This is a genomic window from Saccharopolyspora ipomoeae, from assembly GCF_029952525.1.
GTDB lineage: Bacteria > Actinomycetota > Actinomycetes > Mycobacteriales > Pseudonocardiaceae > Saccharopolyspora > Saccharopolyspora ipomoeae.
The window spans coordinates 22,802-32,135 of sequence record NZ_JASAOF010000038.1 but is presented as its reverse complement, the minus strand read 5'-3'; the positions used below and the strand labels follow the sequence as shown (position 1 = coordinate 32,135).

Sequence of the window (9,334 nt, the reverse complement as noted above, 5' to 3'; positions counted from 1 at the left end):
TGGCTCCGGGATCCGAGGCTTGTGTATGCCAATACACGGCACGTCGGCTGTCCTCACCAGAAGACGTCTGAGAACCCGCGGCGGTGCCGGTTGCGAGGGTGGGTACCGAGAAACCGGCTTCGCCGGTTGCCTGACGGTGGTTGGTTCGTTTCGTCTTCTCCGTCGCTATGGCTGTGTTCCGCATAGGTGGTAGACCCAGCCGTTCTCCTCCGTGTAGTGGAGCTCGTACTGGGTTTCGATCTTGGGGCCGTCGTGCAGGTGGATGTGCTTGAGGAGGCGGCCCGCGACCGCTTCGTGGTCGCGCAGGTCCTGGACCCTGCCGTCCAGGGGCCCGCCGACGAAGCGCACGTTCTGGGTCGACATGGTGCCGCTCCTTCCTCCCGTTGCGAGGGCCTCCCCCATGGTCGCTGATCACCCGGGTCTTCCACCAGCGACGACACCGATGTGGAGGAAGCGCCCGCCACTCGCACCCCGGGTGCCCCGCGTCCGTGGTGGCCAGGGACGATGGGGGCACGATGAAGCTCACCGACCAGCTCCCCGAGCCCACCGCGGCCGACCCCGATCCCGACGCTCTGTTCGAGGCGTTCGTCGAATGGACGCTGTCGTTGGGCATCGAGCTCTACCCGGCGCAGGAAGAAGCGCTGATGGAGGTCGTGACCGGCGCCAACGTGATCCTGTCGACCCCCACCGGGTCCGGGAAGAGCATGGTGGCCACGGGCGCGCACTTCACCGCCCTGGCCGAGGGCAAGCGCAGCTTCTACACCGCGCCTATCAAGGCGCTGGTCTCGGAGAAGTTCTTCAGCCTCGTCGACGTCTTCGGCGCCGAGAACGTCGGCATGATGACCGGCGACTCCAGCGTCAACGCCGACGCGCCCATCATCTGCTGCACCGCGGAGATCCTGGCCAACATCGCCCTGCGCGACGGCGCCGACGCCGACGTCGACCAGGTCGTGATGGACGAGTTCCACTTCTACGCCGAACCCGACCGCGGCTGGGCCTGGCAGGTGCCGATCCTGGAGCTGCCGCGCGCCCAGTTCGTGCTCATGTCGGCCACGCTCGGCGACGTCAGCAGCTTCGAGGAGGACCTGACCCGCCGCACCGGGCGCAGCACCGCGGTCGTCACCTCCGCCGAGCGCCCGATCCCGCTGAACTTCCGCTACGCCAAGACCCCGCTGCACGAGACCATCGAGGAACTCCTCTCGGGTCAGCAGGCCCCGGTCTACGTCGTGCACTTCAACCAGGCCGCCGCGCTGGAGCAGGCGCAGGCGCTGATGAGCGTCAAGGTCGCCTCCCGCGAGCAACGCGACGCCATCGCCGACGCGCTCGGCGACTTCCGCTTCACTGCGGGCTTCGGCAAGACCCTGTCGCGGCTGGTGCGGCACGGCATCGGCGTGCACCACGCGGGGATGCTGCCCAAGTACCGGCGGCTCGTCGAGCAGCTGGCGCAGGCCGGGCTGCTCAAGATCATCTGCGGGACGGACACGCTCGGCGTGGGCATCAACGTGCCGATCCGCACCGTGCTCATCACCGGCCTGACCAAGTACGACGGCGTGCGCACCCGGCACCTCAAGGCGCGCGAGTTCCACCAGATCGCCGGCCGCGCCGGTCGCGCCGGCTACGACACCGCCGGGTTCGTGGTGGTGCAGGCGCCCGAGCACGAGATCGAGAACGAGCGGGCGCTGGCCAAGGCCGGGGACGACCCGAAGAAGAAGCGCAAGCTGGTGCGCAAGAAGGCCCCCGAGGGCTTCGTGTCCTGGAGCGAGAAGACCTTCGAGAAGCTGGTCGAGGCCGAACCCGAGCCGCTGCGCTCCAGCTTCACCGTCAGCCACTCGATGCTGCTCAACGTCATCAACCGAGCCGGTGACGCGTTCACGGCGATGCGGCACCTGCTGGAGGACAACCACGAGGACCGCGCGAGCCAGCGCAAGCACATCCTGCGCGCGATCGCGATCTACCGGGCGCTGCGGGCCGCCGACGTCGTCGAGCAGCTCGACGCCCCCGACGACCAGGGCCGCAGGGTGCGGGTGACGGTGGACCTGCAGTTCGACTTCGCGCTCAACCAGCCGCTGTCACCGTTCGCGCTGGCCGCCATCGAACTGCTCGACACCGAGTCCCCGAGCTACGCGCTCGACGTGCTCAGCGTCATCGAGTCCACACTGGACAACCCGAGGCAGGTGCTCTCGCAGCAGCAGTTCAAGGCCCGGGGCGAGGCCGTCGCGCAGATGAAGGCCGACGGCATCGAGTACGACGAGCGCATGGAGCTGCTGGAGGACATCACCCACCCCAAGCCGCTCGAAGAGCTCCTCGAAGCCGCCTACGAGACCTACCGCAAGGGCCACCCGTGGGTCGCCGAGCACGAGCTGTCGCCGAAGTCGGTGGCGCGCGACATGTACGAGCGGGCGATGAACTTCGTCGAGTTCGTCAACCACTACGGCCTCGCCCGCTCCGAGGGCCTCGTGCTGCGCTACCTCGCCGACGTCTACAAGGCGCTGCGGCACACCGTGCCCGACGACGCCAAGACCGAGGAGCTCACCGACATCATCGAGTGGCTGGGCGAGCTGGTCCGCCAGGTCGACTCCAGCCTCCTCGACGAGTGGGAGAAGCTGCGCCACCCCGGCGCCGACCCCGCCCAGGCCGCACCGGCCGAGCCGGAGCGGGTCACCCGCAACGTGCGCGCGTTCCGGGTGCAGGTGCGCAACGCGCTGTTCCGCCGCGTCGAGCTGGCCGCGCTGCGCCGCTACGAGCAGCTCGGCGAGCTCGACGGCGAGGACGGCTGGGACGCCGACGCCTGGGCCGACGCGCTCGACGACTACTACGACGAGCACGACGAGATCGGCACCGGCCCGGACGCGCGCGGCCCGCAGCTGCTGATGATCACCGAGGAGTCCGATCGCTGGCTGGTGCGGCAGATCTTCGCCGACCCGGCCGAGGACCACGACTGGGGCATCAGCGCCGAGGTCGACCTCGCCGCCTCCGACGAGGAGGGCCACGCGGTCCTGCGGGTCACCGACGTCGGCCAGCTCTGACCTCCCGACGCGCTGCGGGGGCCGCCGGATCGCCCTACGATCCCGGCGAGATCATCCCCGAGCGCTGAAGGAGCCCGGTCATGCCGCAGACCGTCGTCGTCGGAGTGGACGGATCGGAGGAGTCGGTGCACGCGCTGCGCTGGGCCGCCGAGCACGTGCGGCAGGTGGGCGGCCTGCTGCACGCGATCACCGTCTGGCACCAGCCCGTGCAGTTCGGCTACCACCTCACCAGCACCGACGCCGAGCTGCAGAAGCAGGGGCAGGAGGCGCTGGACGGGGCGCTGGCGCGGGTCAAGCCCGACTTCCCGAGCGTCGACATCCGGTCGAAGCTGATCCGCGGTCAGGTCGTCGACGAGTTCGTGAAGCTGTCGAAGCAGGCCGATCTGCTGGTGGTCGGCGACAAGGGGCACGGCGCGTTCACCGGCATGCTCGTCGGGTCCGTCGCGATGAAGATCGTCCATCACTCGGCGTGCCCGGTCACCGTCGTGCGCTGATCTCCCACCGCAGCGCTCCACGTGGTCCGCGATTCACGAGGTGTGCTCACCTCGCCGTTCTCCGCCCGGTATTCTCCGGAGTTCGACGGTGCCTCGAAGGCGCGGGCCGCCAAGGCGGTTGCCCGGACCGAACGGAGCGGTGGGCAATGCAGCAAGCCGACGAACTCTCGCTGTTCTCGATCAGCGGGTGGCAGTGGCTGAACGAACCGGCGAACTGGTTGACCTACGCGGGTCTGACGGTCACCAGCGACACCGGCACGGACTTCTGGCAGACCACGCACTACGGCTTCAACCGCGACACCGGGCACGCCCTGATGGTGCCCGTCGGTGCCCAGTTCCGGATGCGCACCAGGTTCTTCGGCGACTACCGCGAGCAGCACGACCAGGCCGGGCTGATGCTGCGCCTCGACGAGCGGAACTGGATCAAGACCGGCATCGAGTACGTCGACGGCGAGCAGTTCCTCTCGGCGGTGGTGACCCGCGACTTCTCCGACTGGAGCCGGCAGCCGCTGTCGGCGGTGTGCGGCGACGTCGAGTCGGTGACCATCGAGATCGAGCGATTCGAGGACGCCGTCCAGATCCGCTACGCCCCCGAGGACGGCGATCCCGTCCACGACCTCCGCATCGCCTACTTCCCCCCGGACGTCCCCGCTTCCGCGGGCCCGATGTGCGCTTCCCCGGACGGCGCGGGCTTCCCCGTCCGCTTCTCGGACCTCACCGTCGACGAGTGATCCGTCCGGCCCGCGGCCGAGCAGCGGGTCCGAACGTCGGTGGTCGACTGGACTAGCGTCGTCGGCATGGGTGTCGTGAAGTCCGTGGTGCTGTTCCTGCTGGCCGCGTTGACCGAGATCGGTGGCGCGTGGTTGATCTGGCAGGGGCTTCGCGAGCAGCGGGGGCTGCTGTGGATCGGGGCGGGTGTGGTGTCGCTGGGGATCTACGGGTTCGTGGCGACGTTCCAGGCCGATCCGAACTTCGGGCGAGTGCTGGCCGCCTACGGCGGGGTGTTCGTGGCCGGATCGCTGCTGTGGGGCGTGGTGTTGGACGGGTTCCGCCCGGACCGGTGGGACGTCATCGGGGCGTTGATCTGCCTGGTCGGCGTCGGCGTGATCATGTACGCCCCGCGCCCGAGCTGATCAGCGGCGCGCTGCGGCGATGAGCTCGCGCGCCTCGTCGGAGTCGAGCTCCGCGTGCGGCCCGAAATCGACCGCGCCGCCGGGGGAGGGCACCGGCCTGCGCGGGGCCGCGTGGACCTCGCCGACACCGGCGGCCCGCACGACGTCGCCGACGTTGTGGGCCCGGACCCCGCCGCAGGCGGTGAGGGTGATCCCCGCGCCCGCCATCCGCCGCAGCACCTCGGCACCGTCCTCGGCGCGCACCGCGCCGCCCGAGCTGAGGACGCGTCGAATTCCCAGCCCAGCGGCGATGTTCGCGGCCTCGACCGGGTCCGGGCAGACGTCGACGGCCCGGTGCAGCGCGACCGGGACGTCCCCGGCGTCGGCGACGAGATCGCCGAGCACGGCGGCGTCCAGCGCACCGGTCTCGTCGAGCGCGCCGACCACGACCCCGGCGGCACCGGCCGCCACCGCGTGCCGGACGTCCGCGCGCATCACCGCCACCTCGGCGGGGGAGTAGCGGAACCCGCCCTCCCGCGGCCGGATCAGCACGTGCACCTCGCTGCGGCGGCACCGCCGCAGCACCGCGTCGAGCAGGCCCGGCCCGGGCGTCAGTCCGCCCAGCGCCCCGGCCGAGCACAGCTCGACCCGATCGGCCCCGAGGCGGTCGGCGAGCACCGCACCGTCGAGGCCGTCGGTGGAGATCTCGACCAGGGTCATTCCGGTCCCGGGTTCACGTAAAGCCGGGTCACATCAGGCCGGTGATGTTGCCGTCCGCGTCGAGGTCGATCGACTCGGCCTGCGGGTGCGAGCCCAGGCCCGGCATGGTCCGCATGTCCCCGCAGATCGGGTACACGAACCCGGCGCCGACCGACGCCCGCACCTCGCGGACCGGCAGCGTCCAGCCCGTCGGCGCGCCCAGCAGCGACGGGTCCGAGCTCAGCGACAGGTGGGTCTTTGCGATGCAGACCGGCAGGTCGCCGTAGCCGTTGGCCTCGTAGCTGTCGATCGCGCGGGAGGCCGCGGGCGCGTAGCTGACGCCGTCGGCGCCGTAGACCTTCGTCGCGATCGTCTCGATCTTGGTGCGCAGGTCGGCCTCGTCCGGGTACAGCACCTGGAACCCGGCCGGCTCCTCGCAGGCCGCCACGACGGCCTCGGCGAGCTCGGCGCCGCCCTTGCCGCCCTCGGTGAAGTGGGTGCTGACCGCCACGTGCGCGCCCTCGGCCTCGGCGACCTGGCGGATCGCGTCGTGCTCGCTGGCGAAGTCGCCCGGGAACGCGTTGATCGCCACCACCGGGGACACGCCGTGCAACCGGATGTTGTCGATCTGCTTGCGCAGGTTGTCGGCCCCGGCCAGCACGTCGTCCGGGTTCTCCTCCAGCATCTCCGGCGGCAGCGGCTTGCCCGCCACCACCTTGTACCGGCCGGAGTGCGCCTTGAGGGCGCGGACCGTCGCCACCAGCACAGCGGCGTCGGGCTTCAGACCGGAGGTGCGGCACTTGATGTTGAAGAACCGCTCGGCGCCCATGTCCGCGCCGAACCCGGCCTCGGTGATCAGGTAGTCGGTGCAGCGGCTGGCGACCAGGTCGGCGACGATCGAGGAGTTGCCGTGCGCGATGTTGCCGAACGGGCCCGCGTGCACCAGCACCGGCGTGTTCTCGGTGGTCTGCATCAGGTTCGGCTTGAGCGCGTCGCGCAGGATCACCGCCATCGCGCCCGCGACCTTGAGCTGCTCGGCGGTGATCGGATCGCCCTCGGCGGTGTAGCCCACGACGATGCGGCCGAGCCGTTGCCGCAGGTCGGCCAGCGAGGTCGACAGCGCGAGCACGGCCATCACCTCGCTGGCCGCGGTGATGTCGAAACCGGTCTGGCGCGGCGTGCCGTCCTGCTTGCCGCCGAGCCCGGAGATGATGTTGCGCAGGTCGCGGTCGTTGACGTCGAGCACCCGCCGCCAGGTGATCCGCTGCGGGTCGATCCCCAGCTCGTTGCCCTTGTGCAGGTGGTTGTCGAGCATCGCCGACAGCAGGTTGTGCGCCGCGGTGACCGCGTGCATGTCGCCGGTGAGGTGCAGGTTCAGCGCCTCCATCGGCACGACCTGGCTGTAGCCGCCGCCTGCCGCGCCGCCCTTGATGCCGAACGTGGGGCCCATCGAGGGCTGCCGGACCGCGACCGCGGAGCGCTTGCCGATGTGGTTGAGCGCCTGCCCGAGCCCGACGGTGGTGGTCGTCTTGCCCTCGCCGAGCGGGGTGGGCGTGATGGCCGAGACCACGACGTAGCGGGCGCGAGGCCGGTCGGCGAGCTCGTCGATCGCGTCGAGCGAGATCTTCGCGACGTTGCGCCCGTAGGGCTCCAGCAGGTGCTCCCCGATGCCCAGCTGCGCCGCGACGTCCTCCATCGGGCGCAGCGGGGTGGCTCGGGAGATGTCCAGGTCGGACGGGAAGGTCATGCCAGGTCCTCCTGCGAGGTGTCGGTTACGCCGGTCGGTCCGCGCGGCCGGACAGCCGGGCCGCCAGATCGTCGCGCCACTGCACCGTCCTGGTGATCTCGTTGAACGTGAACAGGTGCCAGCCCGCGATGGGCGAGTCCGGGTCGGCCAGCTGCGGTTGCAACTCGTCGAACAGCTCCTCCGGCGTGTAGCGTGCCAACATCTTCGAGACCGCGCCGTACTGCTTTCGCAGGAACCGCGTCGACTCACCCAACCCGATCTTCAGCGCGATGCGCAACAGCCGATGGGCGTCCACCACCCCCGGCACGCCCACCCAGACGGGGGCTTCCACCCCTCTCCGCCGCAGGTCACGCGTCCAATCGATGATCGTTCGCGGATCGAACGTGATTTGCGAAACCACGTAGTCGGCGTAGCCCGCCTTGGCGGCCATGGCCCGGACGGCGCAGTCGTCTGGGATGAACGCGTGCCGTTCGGGGTAGCCGGCGACGCCGATGCGCGCGGGCAGGCGCCCCAGCCGCTCCATCGCCCGCAGCAGCGCGAGCGAGTCGGGGTACTCGCCGAGCGGCCGGGAGGCGTCCCCGGCGATGACGAACACCTCGCCCACCCCGGCCGCGTCCAGCCGGTCCAGCACGGCCGTGAGGTGGGCGTCGTCGCGGATCGACCGGGCCGCCAGGTGCGGCACCGCGCGCAGGCCGCTCGCGGCGATCTGCTCGGTGCGCCGCAGCGTCGGCTCGATGCCCTTCGACGGGGAGGCCGTCACGGTGACGGTGGTGCCGGGGTCGAGCAGGTCGACGCGCGCCGCACCCACCGGCAGCACCTCGTAGCGCATCCGGTCGAGGGATCGTCGCAGTTCAGAGGTCATCTCGCCCCCTTCACGCGCTGCGCGCCAGGCGCTTGGGGATGTCCTTGGTGGGGTCCAGGAACGGTTTGGTCGCCACGACCGCCTGCTGCGGGCCGTGCTGGGTGTGGACCACGAGCTCGGTGCCGGGCTCCTGGTAGGCGATCGGCACCATCGCGTACCCGATGTTGCCGTCCAGGCGCGGCGAGTGAGCGGCGGAGGTGACCTCGCCGATGCGCAGGCCGCGCGGGTCGTGGACGTCGAAGACGTCGATCATGGCGCCGTCGTTGAACGAGCCGACGCTCGGCCCGTCGATGCGCACGCCGACGAGCTTGCGGCTCACGCCCTCGGCGGCGATGCGGCGCAGCGCGTCCTTGCCGAGGAAGTCGGCGTCCTGGTCGAGGTCGACCATCCAGGTGTTCTCGAAGCCGTAGCCGACCTCGTACGGGTTGGTGTCGGCGGTGATGTCGCAGCCCCAGGAGAGGATCCCGGCCTCGATGCGGCGGATGTGGCACGGGCCGATCACGCTCATGCCGTGCGGCTCGCCGGCCTCCCAGATCGCGTCCCACAGCCGGACGCCGTCGCGGGAGGCGTGGTGCAGGTAGATCTCGTAACCCAGCTCGGCGGTGTAGCCGGTGCGGGAGACGACGACCTGCATGCCATCGATCTCTCGTTGCACCGCGTAGTAATAGGGGATGTCCAGGATGGAGTCGCCGAACAGCTCGGCCATCACCGCACCCGACTTCGGGCCCTGGACCTGCACCGGGCCGACGTCGGGCTCGCGGATCTCGACGTCCATGCCCAGCCCGTGGGCGAGCGCCTTGGCCCACAGCAGCACGTCGCTGTCGGCGAGCGAGAGCCAGAAGTGGTTCTCGCCGAGGCGCAGCAGCACCGGGTCGTTGAGGATGCCGCCGTCGGTTCCGGTGACGAAGACGTACTTGCACTGGCCGACCTTGCACTTGGTGAGGTCCCGGGGCACGAGCATGTTGGTGAACGCGAACGCGTCCGGGCCGGTGATCTCCACCTGCCGCTCGACGCCGACGTCCCACAACGTCACGCCTTCCAGCAGCGCCCAGTACTCGGCGACCGGATCCCCGTAGTGCCGGGGGTGGTAGGTGTGGTTGTACACGCTGTACATGGCCACGCCGTGCCGCCGGGAGGCGTAGAAGAACGGCGACTTCCGGATCCGCGGGTACAGCAGCACCCCGGGGTTCGAGTTCACGCTCATGGTTGCGGCTCCAACTCTGCTTGTCCGAGGACGTCTCCGACGGACCGATACCCACCGGAGCTGACGGATTACGGCGGTATTCAGGTGACGGATTACGGCGGTTTTCAGGTGACGGATTACGGCGGTTTTCAGGTGACGGATTACGGCGGTATTCAGCTGACGGATTACGGCGGTATTCGGGTGACGGATT

9 protein-coding genes are annotated in these 9,334 nt (G+C 70.2%); 4 read left to right on the top strand and 5 right to left on the bottom strand.

What is annotated here, in order from left to right; genetic code table 11:
* Positions 1–165: 165 nt before the first annotated feature.
* Complete coding sequence (locus tag QFW96_RS29825; RefSeq protein WP_281459090.1) at positions 166–363, bottom strand: hypothetical protein; 198 nt, start codon at positions 361–363, stop codon at positions 166–168.
* 152 nt (positions 364–515) lie between these two features.
* Here QFW96_RS29825 and QFW96_RS29820 point away from each other — a divergent pair, with 152 nt between their 5' ends.
* The 4 genes from QFW96_RS29820 to QFW96_RS29805 all read left to right on the top strand — a co-directional run bounded on the left by QFW96_RS29820 (position 516) and on the right by QFW96_RS29805 (position 4,653).
* A complete protein-coding gene (locus QFW96_RS29820) occupies positions 516–3,026 on the top strand; it encodes a DEAD/DEAH box helicase (RefSeq protein ID WP_281459089.1) in 2,511 nt (836 codons plus the stop codon).
* 80 nt (positions 3,027–3,106) lie between these two features.
* Positions 3,107–3,520: a universal stress protein gene (locus QFW96_RS29815; RefSeq protein ID WP_281459088.1), complete on the top strand. Its 414-nt coding sequence runs from the start codon at positions 3,107–3,109 to the stop codon at positions 3,518–3,520.
* A gap of 146 nt (positions 3,521–3,666) precedes the next feature.
* Positions 3,667–4,251 carry a DUF1349 domain-containing protein gene (locus QFW96_RS29810; RefSeq protein WP_281459087.1) on the top strand — a complete coding sequence of 195 codons (585 nt, stop codon included), beginning with the start codon at positions 3,667–3,669 and terminating at the stop codon, positions 4,249–4,251.
* A 66-nt stretch (positions 4,252–4,317) separates the two neighbouring features.
* Positions 4,318–4,653, top strand: coding sequence for a YnfA family protein (locus tag QFW96_RS29805; RefSeq protein ID WP_281459086.1), 336 nt, complete (start codon positions 4,318–4,320; stop codon positions 4,651–4,653).
* Here QFW96_RS29805 and QFW96_RS29800 read toward each other — a convergent pair whose 3' ends face one another.
* The 4 genes from QFW96_RS29800 to QFW96_RS29785 are packed head-to-tail and all read right to left on the bottom strand — an operon-like array spanning position 4,654 to position 9,144.
* Positions 4,654–5,352: a copper homeostasis protein CutC gene (locus QFW96_RS29800; RefSeq protein ID WP_281459085.1), complete on the bottom strand. Its 699-nt coding sequence runs from the start codon at positions 5,350–5,352 to the stop codon at positions 4,654–4,656.
* A 28-nt stretch (positions 5,353–5,380) separates the two neighbouring features.
* Positions 5,381–7,078, bottom strand: coding sequence for a formate--tetrahydrofolate ligase (locus QFW96_RS29795; protein WP_281459084.1), 1,698 nt, complete (start codon positions 7,076–7,078; stop codon positions 5,381–5,383).
* Positions 7,079–7,103: 25 nt separating this feature from the next.
* Complete coding sequence (locus QFW96_RS29790; RefSeq protein ID WP_281459083.1) at positions 7,104–7,940, bottom strand: methylenetetrahydrofolate reductase; 837 nt, start codon at positions 7,938–7,940, stop codon at positions 7,104–7,106.
* A gap of 10 nt (positions 7,941–7,950) precedes the next feature.
* Positions 7,951–9,144 carry a glycine cleavage T C-terminal barrel domain-containing protein gene (locus QFW96_RS29785; protein ID WP_281459082.1) on the bottom strand — a complete coding sequence of 398 codons (1,194 nt, stop codon included), beginning with the start codon at positions 9,142–9,144 and terminating at the stop codon, positions 7,951–7,953.
* Between the last annotated feature and the right edge of the window lie 190 nt (positions 9,145–9,334).

Excerpts from the sequence above, each read along its gene's own strand:
- QFW96_RS29815 (WP_281459088.1), top strand. The coding sequence starts at position 3,107 with ATGCCGCAGACCGTCGTCGTCGGAGTGGACGGATCGGAGGAGTCGGTG.
- QFW96_RS29820 (WP_281459089.1), top strand. The coding sequence starts at position 516 with ATGAAGCTCACCGACCAGCTCCCCGAGCCCACCGCGGCCGACCCCGAT.
- QFW96_RS29800 (WP_281459085.1), bottom strand. The coding sequence starts at position 5,352 with ATGACCCTGGTCGAGATCTCCACCGACGGCCTCGACGGTGCGGTGCTC.
- QFW96_RS29785 (WP_281459082.1), bottom strand. The coding sequence starts at position 9,144 with ATGAGCGTGAACTCGAACCCCGGGGTGCTGCTGTACCCGCGGATCCGG.
- QFW96_RS29810 (WP_281459087.1), top strand. The coding sequence starts at position 3,667 with ATGCAGCAAGCCGACGAACTCTCGCTGTTCTCGATCAGCGGGTGGCAG.
- QFW96_RS29825 (WP_281459090.1), bottom strand. The coding sequence starts at position 363 with ATGTCGACCCAGAACGTGCGCTTCGTCGGCGGGCCCCTGGACGGCAGG.
- QFW96_RS29805 (WP_281459086.1), top strand. The coding sequence starts at position 4,318 with ATGGGTGTCGTGAAGTCCGTGGTGCTGTTCCTGCTGGCCGCGTTGACC.
- QFW96_RS29790 (WP_281459083.1), bottom strand. The coding sequence starts at position 7,940 with ATGACCTCTGAACTGCGACGATCCCTCGACCGGATGCGCTACGAGGTG.
- QFW96_RS29795 (WP_281459084.1), bottom strand. The coding sequence starts at position 7,078 with ATGACCTTCCCGTCCGACCTGGACATCTCCCGAGCCACCCCGCTGCGC.